The sequence below is a fragment of the Streptomyces sp. NBC_00029 genome (assembly GCF_045160505.1).
Classification (GTDB): Bacteria; Actinomycetota; Actinomycetes; order Streptomycetales; family Streptomycetaceae; genus Streptomyces.
Genome location: NZ_CP108292.1, coordinates 705,244 through 720,966 on the forward strand (window position 1 = coordinate 705,244; position 15,723 = coordinate 720,966).

15 protein-coding genes and 4 pseudogenes are annotated in these 15,723 nt (G+C 69.5%); 9 read left to right on the plus strand and 10 right to left on the minus strand.

Translation table 11 applies throughout. The features are described from left to right. Nucleotides 1–62: 62 nt before the first annotated feature. Entirely contained in the window at nucleotides 63–1,448 is a 1,386-nt protein-coding gene (locus tag OG753_RS03440; protein WP_405787051.1) for a hypothetical protein, read from the plus strand. Nucleotides 1,449–1,742: 294 nt separating this feature from the next. On the opposite strand, the gene OG753_RS03445 is transcribed toward OG753_RS03440, so the two are convergent. Beyond that, a complete protein-coding gene (locus OG753_RS03445) occupies nucleotides 1,743–3,407 on the minus strand; it encodes a serine/threonine-protein kinase (protein ID WP_405787053.1) in 1,665 nt (554 codons plus the stop codon). A gap of 171 nt (nucleotides 3,408–3,578) precedes the next feature. Here OG753_RS03445 and OG753_RS03450 point away from each other — a divergent pair, with 171 nt between their 5' ends. After that, a complete protein-coding gene (locus tag OG753_RS03450) occupies nucleotides 3,579–3,929 on the plus strand; it encodes a hypothetical protein (RefSeq protein ID WP_405787054.1) in 351 nt (116 codons plus the stop codon). 40 nt (nucleotides 3,930–3,969) lie between these two features. Here OG753_RS03450 and OG753_RS03455 read toward each other — a convergent pair. From OG753_RS03455 to OG753_RS03465, 3 genes and pseudogenes are all read right to left on the minus strand, one after another. Then, nucleotides 3,970–5,108 (minus strand): annotated as a pseudogene (locus tag OG753_RS03455) (DNA glycosylase AlkZ-like family protein). After that, nucleotides 5,053–5,399 (minus strand): annotated as a pseudogene (locus OG753_RS03460) (transposase family protein); the annotation flags it as partial. The pseudogenes OG753_RS03455 and OG753_RS03460, both read right to left, overlap by 56 nt. A gap of 19 nt (nucleotides 5,400–5,418) precedes the next feature. Further along, on the minus strand, nucleotides 5,419–6,105 hold the full coding sequence (locus tag OG753_RS03465; protein ID WP_405787055.1) for an HAD family hydrolase: 687 nt from the start codon (nucleotides 6,103–6,105) through the stop codon (nucleotides 5,419–5,421). Nucleotides 6,106–6,195: 90 nt separating this feature from the next. On the opposite strand from OG753_RS03465, the gene OG753_RS03470 reads away from it, so the two are divergent. From OG753_RS03470 to OG753_RS03490, 5 genes are all read left to right on the plus strand, one after another. After that, a protein-coding gene (locus tag OG753_RS03470) for an IS5 family transposase (RefSeq protein ID WP_405787056.1) occupies nucleotides 6,196–7,012 on the plus strand; the annotation gives its coding sequence in 2 pieces (ribosomal slippage) (nucleotides 6,196–6,539 and nucleotides 6,538–7,012; 819 coding nt in all). A 60-nt stretch (nucleotides 7,013–7,072) separates the two neighbouring features. Beyond that, nucleotides 7,073–7,872, plus strand: a protein-coding gene (locus tag OG753_RS03475) for an IS5 family transposase (RefSeq protein WP_405792528.1) whose coding sequence is annotated in 2 segments (ribosomal slippage) — nucleotides 7,073–7,408 and nucleotides 7,411–7,872 — 798 coding nt in all. Because the reading frame shifts where the segments join, the coding sequence is not laid out codon by codon here. A gap of 312 nt (nucleotides 7,873–8,184) precedes the next feature. Then, nucleotides 8,185–8,649 (plus strand): DUF3592 domain-containing protein, encoded by a 465-nt coding sequence (locus tag OG753_RS03480; protein WP_405787057.1) that lies wholly within the window; start codon nucleotides 8,185–8,187, stop codon nucleotides 8,647–8,649. A 351-nt stretch (nucleotides 8,650–9,000) separates the two neighbouring features. Further along, complete coding sequence (locus OG753_RS03485) at nucleotides 9,001–9,573, plus strand: winged helix-turn-helix domain-containing protein (protein ID WP_405787058.1); 573 nt, start codon at nucleotides 9,001–9,003, stop codon at nucleotides 9,571–9,573. Continuing rightward, complete coding sequence (locus OG753_RS03490; RefSeq protein WP_405787059.1) at nucleotides 9,507–9,980, plus strand: transposase; 474 nt, start codon at nucleotides 9,507–9,509, stop codon at nucleotides 9,978–9,980. The genes OG753_RS03485 and OG753_RS03490 overlap by 67 nt, the downstream gene beginning before the upstream one ends. 76 nt (nucleotides 9,981–10,056) lie before the next feature. On the opposite strand, the gene OG753_RS03495 is transcribed toward OG753_RS03490, so the two are convergent. Together OG753_RS03495 and tpg are read right to left on the minus strand one after the other, a co-directional pair. Then, on the minus strand, nucleotides 10,057–10,542 hold the full coding sequence (locus OG753_RS03495; RefSeq protein ID WP_405792530.1) for a DUF4279 domain-containing protein: 486 nt from the start codon (nucleotides 10,540–10,542) through the stop codon (nucleotides 10,057–10,059). Nucleotides 10,543–11,263: 721 nt separating this feature from the next. After that, nucleotides 11,264–11,548 (minus strand): annotated as a pseudogene (tpg, locus tag OG753_RS03500) (telomere-protecting terminal protein Tpg); the annotation flags it as partial. Between tpg and OG753_RS03505 the strand changes: the two are divergent. After that, a pseudogene (locus OG753_RS03505) lies at nucleotides 11,526–12,078 on the plus strand (pentapeptide repeat-containing protein); the annotation flags it as partial. The pseudogenes tpg and OG753_RS03505 sit on opposite strands and share 23 nt — an antisense overlap. 37 nt (nucleotides 12,079–12,115) lie before the next feature. Continuing rightward, entirely contained in the window at nucleotides 12,116–12,268 is a 153-nt protein-coding gene (locus tag OG753_RS03510; RefSeq protein WP_405787060.1) for a hypothetical protein, read from the plus strand. A 219-nt stretch (nucleotides 12,269–12,487) separates the two neighbouring features. Here OG753_RS03510 and OG753_RS03515 read toward each other — a convergent pair whose 3' ends face one another. The 4 genes from OG753_RS03515 to OG753_RS03530 form a co-directional block, all read right to left on the minus strand. After that, complete coding sequence (locus OG753_RS03515; RefSeq protein WP_405787062.1) at nucleotides 12,488–12,895, minus strand: hypothetical protein; 408 nt, start codon at nucleotides 12,893–12,895, stop codon at nucleotides 12,488–12,490. 248 nt (nucleotides 12,896–13,143) lie between these two features. Continuing rightward, nucleotides 13,144–13,419 carry a hypothetical protein gene (locus tag OG753_RS03520; RefSeq protein ID WP_405787063.1) on the minus strand — a complete coding sequence of 92 codons (276 nt, stop codon included), beginning with the start codon at nucleotides 13,417–13,419 and terminating at the stop codon, nucleotides 13,144–13,146. 69 nt (nucleotides 13,420–13,488) lie between these two features. After that, nucleotides 13,489–15,012 carry a flotillin family protein gene (locus OG753_RS03525; RefSeq protein ID WP_405787064.1) on the minus strand — a complete coding sequence of 508 codons (1,524 nt, stop codon included), beginning with the start codon at nucleotides 15,010–15,012 and terminating at the stop codon, nucleotides 13,489–13,491. A gap of 88 nt (nucleotides 15,013–15,100) precedes the next feature. Then, entirely contained in the window at nucleotides 15,101–15,610 is a 510-nt protein-coding gene (locus tag OG753_RS03530) for a hypothetical protein (RefSeq protein ID WP_405787065.1), read from the minus strand. Nucleotides 15,611–15,723 lie beyond the last annotated feature (113 nt).

Sequence of the window (15,723 nt, forward strand, 5' to 3'; positions counted from 1 at the left end):
ATGGGGGAGCGAGCGTAGGGGGCGTGCGGGATGCGCATGCAGGGGAGCGCGGCGGTGGTTCGGTGACGGCATATCACATCAAGCATCTGCCGACCGGGACTCTGCCCGAAGACGGTGTCGCCACCTGGTCCGTGACCGGGGACGGTGTCGCCTCCCGGTCGGTGTCCGGAGGAGGTGTCGCCACCTGGGCCGTGGCCGACGCCGAACGATGGCGGAAGGCGGCGGTCCCGACCGTTCTCGCCCCTGCCGTGGGCGGCTGGGTCCTGGCCGTCCTGGTGACGGCGGCGTACGTCCTGCTGTTCGGGCTCTCGTCCGCGTCCGCGGCCTGGCACAGCGGGCCCGGCGACGAGACGGACTGGCTGAGGTATCCGGGTCTGATCCTGCTGACCGCCCTGCCGCTCTGGTATCGGAACGTTCCGGTCGCGGCCATTCCGGCGGCTGTGTTCGTCGCTGGGGAAGCGGTTTTGACTCTGGCCCGGCCCGGCGACGTGGACCATCCGGCGAGGGCCGGGTGGCTGGTCGTCCTCGCCGCCTGCGCCGTCGCGTTCACAGGAGGCTTCCTGCGGCTGCGGGCCCGACACCGACAGCGGGCCATGGCCCTCGCCGCTGCGGGAGAGCGCCGCTTCCCGCTGCCCGACGGCACCCCGGAATCGGACGGCCACCGCGGACACCAGCAGGTCTACCTCGGGCTGGCGCTCTGCCTGGTCGCCGCAGCCATCCTCACCGACGGCCTGTTCGGGGAACCGACCGCGCCCGGCGTCGCCTACGACGCCGTCGGGCAGCAGGGCATCGGCCTGGTGCTCCTTGTGGCCGGTACGACCTTCTACGGCCGGGGCCAGCTCGCTCACCGGGCGGCGCGGCGGCTGCACGGGGAGCCCCAGCCGGCCCTGATCGTAGGCGTGCGCGCCGGGGCGGACGGACGCCACTGGGTGTGCGCAGACGCCCGCACCCGCTCGGCAACCCCCCTGATCGCGTACGTTCCCCGCAAGAGCGACACCCGCGCCAGGACGCGGCTCCTGGGCAGCGGCTCGGCGTACGGGGTGGGGAACGGGCACCACGACATCGACCCGAAGCACGAGCCCTTCGAAGCGGTCCTGTACGGCACCCCTGCGGAGGGCGACGAAGTCGTCCTCGAATACGCCTGCGCCGAATACCACCGCCACCAGGAGATGGGGCGGATGTACGCGACCGTGACCACTGCCCCGCTCCGCCCGGACCGCCGCCACGGGCTGGGCCCGTGGGAACCGGCGGACGGCCCTGCCCGGCAGCGGGAACGGCTCCGCGAGGGCCGGGAGAGGGCGGAGCGCTACCGCCAGGCGCAGCGCGAGGAGAAACGCCGCAGGAACCCACCGCGCGGCCCGTCGACCCGGGGCCGCGGGAGTGACTCCGGCAACCGGCACAACGGGGGCGGCTGCGGGTCGAGCTGCGGCGGCTGCGGGGGCGACTGAGCCCCGACAGCCGCCAGAGCCCGCAGTCAACATCCAGTTGTCAGCGGTCGGCGTGCAGAAGGTGGCGTGGGCCGTGGACCTGATGGAGAAGGGCCTCAACCCCGCCCGTCACATCAAGGGCGGCGACGCCGTCCTGGACGAAGGAGAGCCGAGCAAATCTACGGGGCACGGCCGTTCGCCTCCGTGGAGGACGAGGAGGTCTCTGGGGCCGGAACCGCGGTCCGCACAGCCTCCCGCCGGGCAGGGCCGTGAGCGAGCGGCAGGGGCGTTCGGCATCGCGTCGGAGCCGGTCGCTCACACGCCGGGCGGTGGGGTGAGGGACGTCCCGCGTAGCCGGAAGACGGCGATGCGGTAGGTCTCCTGCGACTGCACGGTGAGCCCCACCAGATCGCCGTTGTCGAATTGGAGCGGGTAGAGGTGGAGCCACCAGATGCCGCCCTGGAACTGGTAGGCCACCCACAGAGCTCGACCGTACGGTATCGCCGAGGTGAGGACCGCGAGGGCGTCCTGGTGGGCGGGACTTCCGGCGCCGCATGCCGCTTCCCGCGCCTCATCCGCTTTGGCTCTCTCTTCGTCGGCGCGCCGGTTCCTGGCCGCGGCCCGCCGCTTGGCCCGGCGTGGTCGCCACCCGTAGACGTAGAGGGCGTGGAGAAAGCCGATCACGATGGCGGCGAGGAGTCCGGCCAGGGTGATGAATCCGGCCGTGCCCAGCGACGGGCCGGCCTTGCGTCCCGAGACGACCAGGGCAAGCGTCACCAGCCCACTGAGCACCACCAGCACCACCGCACCGAGGGCCAGCAACTGCTGCGTCGTCAAGCTCCGAGAGATCACTTCGTCGCCGGACAGCACCCGCGGCGGGGGCAGCACGGAGCCGGGCAGCGGTCTGGTGAGGGCGGGGGTGGGGCCCGGGTCGGGGGTTGAGTCCGAGGCCGGCTTCGGGTTCGGGCCGGGGCCCGGAAACGCGGGGATCACCGCTCCGCCCTCGCCGAGCACGGCCGGGGCGCCCGGATCCGCGTGGACGCCGACGACCGCTGAGGCGTCGGAGGTGATCGCGTCCGGGTCGATCACCGTCGCGTTCCGGGAAGGTGGCGCCACCGGCGGGGGCGGCGCGTTCACCGGCAGGGGCAGCGCCGCGATCCGTTCCCGCACCGCGGCAGCGTTCGGCGGCCGGTCCCCCGGCGCTTTGGCGAGGAGATCCAGCACCAGCGCGTCCCACGCGGCCGGAATTCCGTCCCTGAGCGCACCGGGCGGCAAGGGAGCCTCCTCGATGTGCTGGCGCAGAACGCGGTGCCAAGGCCCCTCGGGGAAAGGCGGCCTGCCGACCAGGGCTGCGTACAGCAAGCAGCCCAGGGAGTAGAGATCGCTACGGCCGTCGAGTGCGGTCGCACCGATGGCCTGCTCGGGAGACATGTAGGCGAACGTGCCCATCACATGGCCGGAACGGGTGAGGGTGGACAGGTCGAGTCCTTCGCCCTCCAGGCGGGCGATACCGAAGTCCAGGACGGTGGCGTGCCCGTCGGGGCCGATCATCACGTTTGCGGGCTTCAGATCACGGTGCACGATCCCCGCCCGGTGCATGACCGACAACGCCGCGCAGATCCCGTCGCCCCAGCGGGTGATCTCCGCGAGCGACGGGGTGCGGGCACCGAGCAGCCGGTTCAACGGCTCACCCGGGATCTCCTCCATCACCAGGTACAGCAGTGGACGTCCGTCGACGAACGTCTCGCCCGAGTCGTGCGCCTCCACGATGTGCGGGTCACGCAGCAGCGAAGCCACCTGGATCTCACGGCGGAACCTGCGGGCCAGTTCGGAGGTGTCCGACTCGACGAGACCCGTCAGAGTCTTCACGGCGACGCTGCGCCGACGCAGTTGGTCACTGGCCCGCCACACGGTCCCCATGCCGCCCGCGCCGAGCGGCTCCCGTAATTGGTAGCGGCCGCCGAGTATCGCCCCCCGCATGTCACCCTCTCCCGCGCGGCGCACCGCCGGCGCGTCCGCCGGATCATTGTCGACCGAACAGGCCGGGGTCGCCAGCCATTCACGCCGATCGAAGGCCCCACCGTCACCAGGCTCGTCGACGCCGGGCTCCTGATCCGCGTCAGCGCCGCCGCCCTGGCCGTCCGAGCCGTCATGGACACGGTCCTCGCCGACGCCGCAGCCCGCGGCCGCCGCCCCACCCTCACCGCGGTCGAGCGGCGCCTCGGCATCGCGCACGCCACGTTCTACCGGCACTACAGCGACCTGATCGCTGGCTACTTCCAGCCCCGTATCCCCCGGTCGGCAGCATCTGCGGATGACGGCCAGGCGGACGCCGACGAGCCAGCAGCCCGGGCGGTGCGACGGCTGCGGCAGGAGAACATCGAGTTGCGCCGCACCGTGGAGATCTACTCGGAGATGATCCGGCAGTTGGCGACCGAGAACGATGCCCTGCGGCAGCCCTCGGTCGTCGTCCGCTCCCTTCCAGTGCGCGGCGACGTCTGAAGAGCCGCTCGCACGAAGCGCCATGTAGTTCTCCGCGACGCTAGGTGGCTGAGAGGCGGCGTTCGAGGGGGGTGCGCATGCTGGGCCGGATTCGGATGTCGCCGAGGAAGGCGGCCATCCGGCCGGCCTCCATGGCGGCGGCCGTGCGAGCTTCGCGGGTGCGGCCTTCGGGCGTCAGGGCATTGGTGACGATGCCGCCGTCGGGGCACTGGGCCCAGCCGCCGGCTATGCGGCCGTTCCACCACAGGGTGGGGCCGATGTTGCCGTAGGCGTCGAAGAGCTCGGGCACGAAGGCGGGGTCGAGGTACCAGTCGCGGTGGCGCCACCCCATGGACGTCGGGTCGAGCCCGGGGAGCAGAACGGCCGCCGGGCGGTCTCGGTGGGCGGGTCCAGGTGGTCGGGCAGCGCGTGGCCGGGGCCGTGGGAGAGGTCGACTTCGACGGCGCCGGTTCGGGTGATGGCCCTGCGGGTGTCGGTGAGGGTCCAGCCGGTCCACCACTTGACGTCCTCGGTCGTGGCCGGGCCGAAGGCCCGCAGGTAGTGGGTGGCGAGTTCGGCTCTGGCGTCGTCGGCGTGGAGTTCGGGGTGGGGTTCGGCTGTGGTCCAGCGGAACTGGGACGAGGCCCAGGTGCCCAGGGGGCGGCCGCGCCGGATGCGGCTCTCGGCGGCCATCACGCCGAGTACGCGGCTGGTGAGGCGTGGCGTGGCCGCGTACGGCTTGCCCGGGGCGACGGAGATCTTGGTCTTGAGGGCGGGTACGGCGTCGGCGAGCTGGGTGGCGGCCGCGTCGGGCGCCTCCAGCTCGCCTTCCAAGAGAGCGCTCCGAGGCCAACCCCTACGCACTCCGAGTCCGGCCCGGCGCTCCGAGCGACCCGGGCGGGCTCTGCCGGACTCCGGGTCCCGGCTGTGCGGCCTGGGCATGGTGACAGGCGGTCTGGTGGCGAAGGCAGGCCCGTACGGTGCGCAGAGCGTCGGTGGTGTCGGTATGGACCGGCAGCGAGGGCTGGTTGGCTTTGATGAGGTAGCGGACCGCGGCGGATGGTGTGGCCACGGCCATGACGATGCCGTTACCGGCATGGTGGTGGTAGAGGCGCAGTACGACGGAGACGGCTGCCGCGGTTGCGGCGATCGTGTGGTCGCGGGTGGGCACCAGGGTGCCGTCCACGATGAGCACGGCATCTCTGGCGAAGCGGCGCCGAGGCTGCAGCGCCAGGAGCGGACCGAGGTGGTCGATGATGCGGTCGGCAGCGGATTTGGATACGCCGAACAGCGGGGCGAGCTGGCGCATCGTCAAGTTCGTGCGCCACTACGCCGTGACCAGCAGTGCTCTGTCTGCGACGGCAGGCTCCACGGCCTGCCCCGGCGGGTGACATCGACTCCCGTGCGACGCAGTGCCGTCACCAGCTTCGTGAACCGGCGCGGGCTCAGCCCGGTGAACGGGACTATCCAAGACGGCTCCGACGCCGTGATTACACCAGCGACAGCAAGATCATTGCACTGTGGCGGAACCCTCCAGCCGGTGAGGGTGGGGTCCGGAGACGAAGGCGAGGATGTCGCGGACCGCTTCGTGCAAGGTGTCGAAGTGGCGATGCACGCCGTCCACCGCTGCGGGGGTGTTGACGCCCCACACCGTCATCCCGGCACGCAGCCCGGACTGCACTCCAGAGGGGGCGTCCTCGATGACCAGGCAGTCCTCCGGTTGTGCACCAAGTCGTGCGGCGGCCTGCAGATACGGCACCGGTGACGGCTTGCCCTCCTCCACCGCGGCGGCGTCCACGAGGACTTCCGGGACCGGCAACCCCGTCCGGGCGAAACGTCCACGTACCCGGTGCTCATAGTTCGACGTCACCAACGCCCAGGCCCCGGGCCGCAGAGCGTTCAGCAGCTCCGAGGCGCCGCCGAAAGCCGTATAGGTGCCGGTGCGGACGTCCTCGTCCTCCAGCTCGTGCAGTTCGGCCAGGCACTTCTGAGCGTCCCTGTCCGGAGCGACCTGCGCGAAGGTCTCCATCGGCCTCGTCCGTAGCGCCACCCGGTAGACCTCATCAGGGTCCAGCCCGTACCGCTCTGCCCACGTTCGCCAGACCAGGCGCTGATTGTCCACGGCATCGATCAACGTGCCATCGACATCAAACAGGACATACCTCATCGCACCAGACTGACCGGGTTCACTGATCACGCCTCGATCATGTCATCAGGCCCTGAGCAGGAAGTTTGCGGGACAAGCCTTAGACCGTGTCCTATGTGGTGAGGCGTCGTTGACGTCGGTATGGGGCGGGGTACTTGGAGTTGGATTGTTCCGGACGGGCTGTGGGAGATCGCGGAGCCTCTGATCCCACCGTCGAGAGTGCGGCCGCAGGGCGGCGGGACGCAGGACACGCCTGATGAGACGCTGTTCGCCGCGATCATCTATGTGCTGGTCAGCGGGTGCGCCTGGCGGGCTCTGCCACCCTGCTTCGGGATATCGAAGTCGACAGCCCACCGCCGGTTCCTGATCTGGTCGAGGGCCGGAGTCTGGGGCCGGCTGCACGAGGAGATCCTGCACCGGCTCGACGACGCCGGCCTGCTCGACCTCTCCCGCGCGGTCCTCGACTCCGCCCACGTCAGGGCTAAAAGGGGGCGAACTCACAGGTCCGAGCCCCGTGGACAGGGGCAAGCCGGGTTCCAAGATGCACGTCCTGTCGGACGCGGCAGGACTGCCCCTCCTCGTCGGTCTCTCGGCCGCCAACACCCACGACAGCCAAGCGCTGAAGCCCATGGTGCTCGGTCACCAAACGAGACACGACCCCCACCGCGGACGCCACTTCAAACCCCAGCGCCTCCACGCCGACAAGGCCTACGACATACCTGAACTGCGGAAATGGCTACGCGGCAAGCGGATCGGCGTCCGTATCGCCCGCAAAGGCATCGAGTCATCAGAGCGACTTGGGCGACGCAGGTGGGTGATCGAGCGGACCATGTCCTGGCTGACCGGCTACCGCAGACTCAACCACCGCTACGAACGCCATCCCCGCAACTACCTGGCCTTTCTCGGCCTCGCGGCAGCCCTGTGCTGCTACAAGCGACTCGTCCGCCTCACCACATAGGACACGGTCTAAGAGGCCATCTCATTTGGGTGGTTGGGTAGGCTGTCGGTCGTGGCGGGGATTGTTGAGCGGCTTGTGCCGGATGAGTTGTGGGCACTGTTCCAGCGGGTGGTGCCGGAGGCGCCGTCGCGGCCGCAGGGCGGTGGCCGACGCCGGCACGGCGACCGGGAGGTACTGGCGGCGATCGTGTTCGTCGCGACCTCGGGTTGTACCTGGCAGCAGCTGCCCGCGGCCTCGTTCGGACCGTCGGGAGCGACAGCTCACCGACGGTTTACCGAGTGGAGCAAGGCTCGAGTGTGGGCCAAGCTCCACCGCTTGGTCCTCGATGAGCTCGGCGCCCGCGGCGAGCTGGACTGGTCCCGCTGCGCTATCGACTCCGTCAACATGAGGGCCCTGAAAAGGGGGACCTGACAGGTCCGAATCCTGTCGACAGGGGCAAGTACGGGTCGAAGATCCACTTGATCACGGAGCGGACCGGTCTACCCCTGTCCGTCGGAATCTCAGGGGCGAACCTGCACGACAGTCAGGCCCTCGAGCCCCTCGTCCGCGGCATACCGCCCATCCGTTCACGCCGCGGACGCCGACGGCGCAAGCCCGGCAAGCTCCACGCCGACAAGGAATACAACTACACCCACCTGCGAAAATGGTTACGTCAGCGCGGCATCAAGCACCGCATAGCCCGCAGAGGCATCGAGTCCTCGCAGCGACTGGGACGTCACCGCTGGACCATCGAACGCACCATGGCCTGGCTTGCCGGCTGCCGCCGACTCCACCGCCGCTACGAACGCAAAGCCGAACACTTCCTCGCCTTCACCAGCATCGCCTGCACCCTCATCTGCTTCCGAAGGCTGGCCAAATGAGATGACGTCTCAGAGACCCAACCCTCCAACCCATCGCACACGGTGACCTCGCACTGGGGGGCTTCCCTCCCTGGCCAGCGGTGTCACGCGTGCCAGAGGTCGAGCGGGCTGGGCACCTGCCCGGGCCCCGTACCGTCCACCGGGGCTGGGCTTGAGGTGGACGGCCGCGGCAACGGGTCGCTCGGCCACCCTTCCTGCCGATGTCCGGCAATCGGACGGGCCCAGGGGTGCCGCCGGCAGCCCGTGACGCAGCCGCGGAGCCCCCCATACCGTTGCCCCGTACGTGAGCAGCGCATATGGGGGTAATGGAACATGGTCGAGACGGTACGTGCAGGCTCCGGGCACCGCATGGAAGTGTTCGTGTGGCTGGGTCTCGCGCTACTCCTGGGCGCTCTGTCGGCGCTGGTACTGATTCCCCAGGCCCAGCATCTGCGCTCGCTCCGCGACGGTGTACGCGCCGACGCCACGATGCATACCCGCGGCACGTGCGCGCTGGGACGGTGCAAGGTCGCCTTCGAGGCGCAGGGCCGCACCATCGTGGCGACCCTGCCACCGGGCAGTGGTGGCAGCAAATACCCCGCGGGCGCGCACCTCACCGTCCGGTACCGGGCGGACGATCCGCAGGTAGTCGCCAGCGCGGCCGACGTGGAGGGCGGTATGGCAACCTTGCTCGCCGCCACGACCGGGGCGGGCGCCGTTTTGTTCCTGCTTCTGCCGGTCATGAAGACGGCGGCCCGAGCACGGCGGCGACGCGCGCCGTCCAGCGCCGTGGGATGACGGGGCGAGCGCCGAGCGCCTTGCCGGGATCCGGTGACAGCGCCGCCTCACGAGGACCTCGGGTGGCTGCGCCTGGTCGGCCTCGGAGCACGGGGCGGGCAGACGACGGAGCCGGGGCCGGTGGATGCTGCCGACCGGGGGCGGTACCGGCGACGTGTGACGGCAGCCGGGTCCTGGCCCCGGCCGACAGCGCCACGGGGCTGGGAGCAGCCCGTCCGAAACCTTCCGAGGCAGTGCCTGGCCTTGACGCGCTCGAAGAAGGCGGTGTCCCACCCTGCTACTGAACTTGATTGGGTGATGTCGGGGCCGTTCGCCTGACACCCGGTGGCTGGTGCCGGTAGCTCTGGGGGCGTGAGGTATGCACAGGGTGGTGGACTGACAGACGCCGAGAGGGGCACGCGGGAGCGGTTACGGCTGCAGGCCGTGGCCTGCTTCGAGCGTGGGGAGAAGAACGGCGAGATCGCTGCCGCGCTGCGGGTCAGCGAGCGGTCGGTGGAGCGGTGGCGCCGGGCCTGGCGCGAGCAGGGCGAGGACGGGGTGCTGTCGAAGGGCTCGCCAGGTCGACCGCGACTCAGCGAGGCCCAGGTCATCAGGCTGGAACGGGAGTTGGAGCGCGGCCCGCTGGCACATGGCTGGGCCGATCAGCGGTGGACACTCGCCCGGATCAAGACACTGATCGGTCGGCTGTTCCGCGTCTCGTACACCGTGGAGGGCACCTGGCGGTTGCTGAAGCGGCACGGCTGGTCCTGGCAGCAGCCCGCCCGAAGGGCGATCGAGCGCGACGACGAGGCGGTCGAGGTCTGGAGAAAGGAGACCTGGCCGCCGGTAAGAGCATCGCGGCGGAACGCGACGCCTGGGTGGTCTTCGAGGACGAAGCCGGGCAGTCGATCACTCCGCCGCGTGCCAGGACCTGGGGCCGGATAGGCCAAACCCCCGTCGTCCGGGTGCGGGGACGTGGCTCCGGACGTGTGTCGATGGCGGGTATGACCTGCTACAAAACGGGCGAGCGGTCCCGGCTGATCTACGCGATACGCGAGTACCGGGGCCGCAAGGACGAGCCGAAGGGCTTCGGCTGGCGGGACTTCCGCGATCTGATCGTCCGCGCGCACGCCCAGCTCGGCGGCCCGATCGTGCTGGTTTGGGACAACGTCCGCCTCCACCTGACCGCCGAAATGCGAGAGTTCATCGCCGCGAGCGCCGAGTGGCTCACCGTGTTCCAGCTGCCGACCTACGCCCGGACCTCAACCCGCAGGAGGGCATCTGGTCGCTGGTCAAGCGCGACCTCGGTAACCTCGCCGCCGCCGACCTCAGCCAGATCACCAGAGCCGTAAAACGTCGGCTCAAGAAGATCCAGTACCGTCCGGAGCTGGTCGACGGCTGCCTTGCCGGAACCGGCCTCATCCTCGACTAACCGCCGAGCCCGTCGACCCCGCATTGCCGGAGGCGACGGTCACCCCCAACGACACCCCCCTCTGACGTGGGCGGATAGAGGTCGAGAACGACGTCGAGTCCCAGCCCGCCGACCTCGGCGAGCAGGTGGGCCGGCAGGACGCAGCCTCCCTGACCGTTGTCACTGCCGAAACCTAGATACAGCTCCAGATCACAATCGACAGACAGGCGCGTCAGCTCCTCACGACACCCGTTGACCAGTCGGACCAGCGCCGCGACGTGCTCCTCAAGCTGGCTGTCGCTTCCCAGTCCACTCCGCCGGATCCAGACGCTGGTCTCCCGCCGGGCGCTGCTCGGGTTTCGGGGACTCATCAAGCTCCCCTGCTCGAGCTGCTCGTCGGGGACGACCCCCAGGCGAACCGAGATCTCCTCGGCGCGGACCGTCCGGCTCGTGATCCGGATCGATCCGGCCGACCACTTCGTGTCCGGCAACGGCGAGTGCATCGTCAAGTGTTCTGGCACGTCCTCACGATCGCAGGCCAGTCAGCGGCAGGCCAGCGCATTCCTCAGGCTCCCCACGCAGCCTGCCCACCCGACATCACCCAATCAAGTTCAGTAGTGCGCGTCCTGGTGGGTGCGCCAAAGCTCGATGGCTGCCACTGGCGGCACCGAATAGGCTGCGCAAGCATCTGGGGCGAAGCAGCCTGACTGTCTGAGAGGCACGGTACTTGTCACCCACAGCCGATCCGCCGGCCTTCCTGTCACCGGGCCAAAGCGTGACTCGCGAGGACCTCATCGCCATGCTTCGCGAACAGACCCCGGCATGCGGACCTGCCCGTGACGCCTTGATTGCAGGGGGTGCCTTCGTCGTTTGGGACGGTCTGGTCCCTGCCAACCGGCACGCGGGTGTGTTCGCGATTCGAATCTGCACGGCTGCTCGGCGCGGCCACACTATCGAGGGCCTTGCCGCCACGGTCGACATCCTCCGGGAGGCTGGGGAAGAGCCTCTCCGTACCGGTTGCATTGACTCTGCAGACATGTCGTCCGTGTTCACGATCTTCCTGAACTGCTCAGCAACAGAAGTCCTGGCCTGCGCCGGCGGGCCCCGGCCCAACCCCGTGCAAACGCCAGCCGACGCCCCCGCGTGACAACACGCCGGCCTTGGTGTCAACTCTCGTGCTTCGGCTCAGTGGGCGCGCTGCTGGGCGCGGCCCCGGCCGGGGGGTCAGAAGCTGACGTCGAAGTAGTCGACGTCGGTGAACTCGCCCTGGAGCTGGTCGGCTCGGGTTCCGCCGTCCTTGAAGTAGATCTCCTGCAGTCCCTCGGCAACGCTCGCGCGCAGCTCGCGGTCGTCGGCGCCCTGAGCGCGGGCGTCGAACAGGCGCTGGGCGTAGGTGGCGGGCAGGTGGACAGTGAGCCGGCGGACGCGGCCGTCGTCGGTGCTGCCGACGGGGGCGGTGTAGCCGAACCTGGCCCGGGTCTCGACCGTGAGGCCGCCCGCTCTGACCGCGCTCTACCGCCAGCTCCGCAAGGCCTTCGAGGATGGCAAGGACGAGCCCGGCGCCGCCGACTTCTACTACGCCGAGATGAAGATGCGCCGCCTGGGCCCGGTCCCGTCGTAACCGGGCGGAGCACGGGCTGCTCACCGGGTACTGGGCCCTGTCCGGCTATGGCCTGCGTGCCTCCCGGGCTCTGGCCTGGCTGCTGCTGGCAATGACCGCCACCGTCATGGGCATGATGCTGTGGGGACTTCCCACAAACGATCCGAAGCCGGAGTCGACCGGGACGGTGACCGGCCAGTACATCCGGCTCACCACCGACACACCCACCCCCGTCAATCCCGTAGGTCCGCTGCACCAGCGTGTCTCGACCAAGCGGTGCGAGAAAAGCCTGCGGGTAGTGGTGAACTCCGTGATCTTCCGCTCCTCCGGCCAGAACTTGACCACCCGCGGCACCTACATCGAGATGGCCTCACGCCTGACCGAACCCGTCCTGCTCGGCTTCGCCGCCCTCGCCATCCGAGGACGCGTCAAACGCTGACTCACTGACACCTCTCCCGGCAAAGCGACTGACGTTGTTGTGGCAGACGACAACGTTCGAGGACCTGCTGGGCAGCCTGGACGCCCACGATGCGCAGCGCTGTAAGGCCAAGCGGGCCGACTTCGCCTCCCGCACCACGCTCGGCTCCCTGCTGAACGACCGCACCCACGAGATTCGCATCGGGCCCTGACCGGCCGGGACCCCGTCGGGCCATCGATGCCACGGCCCGTGCGTCACACCAGCCAGATCCTTGCCGGATCAGACAGCTGGGGGTGGCCCATGACAAGTGCGCTGCGCGCAGGTTCTCGCCGATACGGTGATCTGTACGGGGTTCAGGGCGGCTGTGCTGATGCCTTCACGGTGGTCTGGTGACCAGAGGCGGCCTTCTGGTGTCCACGCAGACGGAACCTCAGCTTTGGGGCCGTACGCCGGATTCGTCGCTGTGGGCGAGGCGGGCGAGGACCTTGGCGTACACCATGGTTGCCGCTGCGGTGACAGTCGCTACGGACGCCAGCGCGAGGATGCCCATCAGTGCGGGCCACTGCCGCAATTCGTCGCTTCGGCAGACTCTGTCCTGAGGCGACGGGTCACCGAGCGGCCCCTGGCACACAGCGTGGGTCCCCTTGTACGAGGACACCTCGGGGCCGTAGTCGGCGACCATCAGGAAGATGAAGCACCCCCAGACCAGCATGGCGAGGAGCATCCAGACGATCGACCATCCCTCGATGCGGCGTGCGTCCCGGGCCCTCTTCTCAGCCGTCTCTGGTGCGGTGTCTTCAGGAACCGACACTTCCAGAGGCGTGTCTTCGGCTTCCATTCGTCCCCCTGCTTTCAATTAACGATCATCAGTTCATCACAACCTGATTGCGCACCTGGACTGACGTCCCCAGACGTCGTTGCCGGACCTGCGTCTTTGCGATGGGGAGCGCAGCTCCGCAAACGCGAGGGGACCGTCGCCTCACGGACCGGAGGGATGTATGGGCTGTGGCACGCGGGTAGAGAGCGTGCTCCACCGTTCAGAGACGCTCGGCGGCTCTCGGGGCCACGCACCGGCGGATTGACCGCTCAAGGCTCGGGCGGGCTGGTGGGCAGCGGGGCCGGCCAGGGTGTGGGGGTGCTCGCCGGTGGTGGCCACGAGTATGCGTATCGTGGCGGACTCCATGTGGGCGCGGGCTCCGGTGCGAACGGGCCTGCCCGGTTCGCCATGAGGAGCATCATCGTCCCGGCGAAGAGGAGGGAGACGATGATCAGGGTGAGTCCGATGGGGTTGCGCGGGTTGTAGTAGTACCTCTGGGTGCCCCACTTGCTTCGTTTGAACACCGGCTCACGGTCGTAGTTCACCTGGCACCCCCTCGCTTCGCGCTCGCGTCTTGGGGCCCGCTCGCTCAGCGGGCCCCAAGGATGTGCGAGCTAGCCGGCGATTTCGATCTTGCCGTTGGATGAGTTCGGCTCGGGCAGGGCGGACGTCTTGGCGGTGGTCAGGCCGCCCAGGAGTTGGGCGAGGTCGATACCTGTGGCGGAGGAGAGAAGTTCCATGCCTTGGGCGACGTTGTCGGCGACGGTGCGGGAGAGTTTGCTCGCGCCGTCGGTGGAGATGACGGTCATCTTGTCGATGGCGGACAGCGGTTCGGCGGCCTTGGCCACGACCTGGGGCAGTGCCTCCACCATCATCTGGATCATCGCGGCGTCACCGTAGCTCTCGAAGGCGTCGGCCTTCTTCTGCATGGCCTCGGCCTCGGCGGCACCCTTGGCCAAGATGGCGGCTGCCTCCGCGTCGCCCTCCAGGCGTACCGCGTCGGCGATGGCCGCACGGCGGGCGCGCTCGGCCTCACCGCGCTTGGCGCCCTCGATGGCCTCGGCCTCGGCGAGGGCGGAGCGGCGCTGCTTCTCGCCCTCACCCGTCAGACGGGCCCGCTCAGCCTCCGCCTGGGCGGCGGCGATGGCGGCGAGGCGCTCGGCCTCGGCCTGCTTCACACGGGCCACCCGCAGCGCCTCGGCCTCCTGCTCCGCCTGGTAGCGGCGGGCGTCGGCCGGCTTGCGGACCTGGGTGTCGAGCTGGCGGTCAGTCAGCGCCGCCTGCCGTTCGGCCACCTTCTCCTGCTCGGCAAGGATCTGCTGCTGCCGGTCGGCGTCGGCCAGCGGGCCTGCCGCGTTGGCCTGGGCGGTCGCGGCGTCGGTCTCGGCCTTGATCTCGGCCTGGCGCAGGTACAGGGTGCGCTGCGCGACCGCGATCTCCTCCTCGGCTTTGAGACGGGCCTGTTCGGCGGCCTGGCGGGAGTTGGCCTCGGCGATGTCGGCCTCCTGCTTGGCGCGGGCGGCTTCGGGCCGTCCGAGGTCTTCGAGGTAGGAGCCTTCGGTGGTGATGTCCTGGATCTGGAAGGCGTCCAGGACCAGGCCCTGCCCGGACAGGCTCGCCTCGGCCTCCTCCGCGACCTGCCCGGCGAACGCGGCGCGGTCGCGGATGATGTCCTCGACGGACATCCGGCCGACGATGGCCCGCAGCGCGCCCGACAAAACTTCCTGGGTGAAGCCGACGATGCCGTCCTGCTGCTGCAGGAAGCGCTGGGCGGCGGCGCGGATGGCGTCCTCGTTGCCACCGACCTTGACGATCGCCACTCCTTCGAGGTTCGCCTTGATGCCGCGCAGCGTGACCGCCCCCCGCACGGCAATCGGGATGTGCCGGCTGGACAGGTCAAGCGTGTAGCGCTGCTGGACGAAGGGCAGGACGAACACGCCTCCGCCGACCACGACCTTCTGGCCGGTGTTGTCGGTCGATATCCGCCCAGTCTCCGGATCGGTGGAGCGTTTGCCGCGGCGTCCGGTGATGATGAACGCCTCGCTGGGGCCGGCGACCTTGTAGCGGGTGACGACAACGAGGGCGAGCAGGACGAGGAGTACGACGACTCCCACGACCGCGGTGACAACAGGACTCATGGCGGTTCCCCCCTGCCTCCTGGAAGGAGGCAGACTCAAGGGTTGATGGAAAGAGGATCGGAAGGTGGAAAGGCGCTGGTGGCGCCGCTCAGCGCTTGACGGCGCGGACGCTGACCGAGGTCATGGACGGCGTGGCCGTCACCCAGATCTCGGCCCCCCGCTCTATTGGGGCGTCGGCGGTCGCGGCGTACTTCAGCGGCTGGCCACCGAGCGACAGCAGTACTTCGCCGTAGCCGTCGGCCGGGATGGCGGTGACCACCCGCCCCGCTGAACCGACGAGGTCCGCCTGGTGCGGGGCACTGCCGTCGCCGTCCCGTAGCAGGGCCCGGCTGAAGCCGTACGTCGCCCAGCCCGCGCCTACTCCGGCCAGGGCCCCCGTGGCGGCTGCCGCTCCCGGCCCGAGCCCGGTGGACCCGAGCACGATCGCCCCCGTGAAACCGAGCATCGAGACGAAGCCCGCGACCACCGGGAGCGACAGCCACCCGTCGAACAGTCCGTCCAAGGCGCCGTCGAAGACCCCCTCGAAGACCCCGTCGAACACCAGCGACGCGGCCAGCAGGACGATTCCCCCGATGCCGAGACCCAGAAACAATCCCATGGGCACTTCCCCGTCTGACCACTGCCTTCCCGCTGGACAACTGCAGATTGACAGGGGGACGCGGACTCGCACATTGCCTGTGGTCGGCAATCTTTACGTCTCTTTGACGCACG

What these genes read in the sequence shown, in the direction of transcription:
- OG753_RS03515 (WP_405787062.1), bottom strand. Translation starts at nt 12,895, where the DNA reads ATGGAAGCCGAAGACACGCCTCTGGAAGTGTCGGTTCCTGAAGACACC.
- OG753_RS03530 (WP_405787065.1), bottom strand. Translation starts at nt 15,610, where the DNA reads ATGGGATTGTTTCTGGGTCTCGGCATCGGGGGAATCGTCCTGCTGGCC.
- OG753_RS03480 (WP_405787057.1), top strand. Translation starts at nt 8,185, where the DNA reads ATGGTCGAGACGGTACGTGCAGGCTCCGGGCACCGCATGGAAGTGTTC.
- OG753_RS03495 (WP_405792530.1), bottom strand. Translation starts at nt 10,542, where the DNA reads ATGCACTCGCCGTTGCCGGACACGAAGTGGTCGGCCGGATCGATCCGG.
- OG753_RS03525 (WP_405787064.1), bottom strand. Translation starts at nt 15,012, where the DNA reads ATGAGTCCTGTTGTCACCGCGGTCGTGGGAGTCGTCGTACTCCTCGTC.
- OG753_RS03445 (WP_405787053.1), bottom strand. Translation starts at nt 3,407, where the DNA reads ATGCGGGGGGCGATACTCGGCGGCCGCTACCAATTACGGGAGCCGCTC.
- OG753_RS03450 (WP_405787054.1), top strand. Translation starts at nt 3,579, where the DNA reads ATGGACACGGTCCTCGCCGACGCCGCAGCCCGCGGCCGCCGCCCCACC.